We start from the raw sequence: 1,075 nt of genomic DNA on the forward strand, positions 1-1,075 counted from the left end.
CCCGGGCCGAGGCCGCGAAGAAGAAGCGGCAAGAGAGAGCCGCCCGCAAGGCCGAGGAGGCCCTGGCGCGGGAGATTCGCCACGCGGTGCCTGCCGAGGAGCGCCACTGCCCGGCGTGCGGCAGCGAAGACTTGAAGCCCCTGGGCCCCGGCCGCACCTCGGTGGTGTACGAGTACGTGCCCGCCCGCTTCGAGAAGCAGGTGCACGTGCAGGAAGTCCTCGCGTGCGCGTGCGGCCGGGGCGTCGTCACCGCCCCGCCCCCGGCCCGGGTGGTGGACCGGGGCGAGTACGGCCCCGGCTTCCTCGCCCACGTGGTGACGTCGAAGTGCGCGGACGCCATGCCTCTGCACCGGCTGGCCCAGCGGGTGGAGCGAAGCGGCGTGCCCATGAGTCGCAGCACCCTGACGGACCTCTTCCACCAGGCCGCCTCGGTGCTGCTGCCTCTGTGCCAGCACCTCTTGCAATGCATTGCGTCCGCGGACGTGGTGTGGGCTGACGAGACGCCGTTGCGCGTGCTGGACGTGAAGAAGACGCGGCTGGGCTACCTCTGGACCTTTCTCACCCAGAATGAGGCGGGGCAGTGGCTCATCGGCTACCGCTTCAGCCTCGGCCGGGCCAGTAAGACACCGAAGGAAGTCCTGGGCGGCACCTCGGGCGCCCTCGTGGTGGACGCGTACACCGGCTACAACGCGGTGACGCTGCCCCAGGGCCGGGTGCGCGTCGGGTGCTGGGCCCATTGCAGGCGCCGCTTCTTCGACGCGCTGGCCACCGCCCCCGAAGCACGTGAGGCGCTGGATTTCATCCTCGCCCTCTACCGCGTGGAAGCCCTGGCCCGCGACGCGGGCGTCGTGCGCACGGACGCCCACCGCGAGCTGCGTCAGCAGCAGAGTCTCCCCGTCCTCACGGCGCTGCGCGCGTGGATGGAAGCGCAGGCGCCGCGCCACCTGCCTAAGGGGCCGCTGGGCCAGGCCATTTCCTACGCGCTGAAGCAGTGGGACGCCCTGACGCGATTCGTCTCCGACGCGCGCCTGCCCCTCGACAACAACCGCTCGGAATCGGCGCTGCGCAAGGCGGC

The 1,075-nt window shown here is 71.5% G+C and carries 1 protein-coding gene; it reads left to right on the top strand.

Annotation, left to right across the window (positions count from 1 at the left end; translation table 11 throughout):
- Window positions 1-1,075, top strand: a 1,075-nt coding sequence (locus tag D7X30_RS41350; protein WP_120568468.1) for an IS66 family transposase, incomplete at both ends; no start/stop codon positions are given.

Source organism: Corallococcus sp. AB011P (assembly GCF_003611605.1).
GTDB classification, from domain to species: Bacteria; Myxococcota; Myxococcia; order Myxococcales; family Myxococcaceae; genus Corallococcus; species Corallococcus coralloides.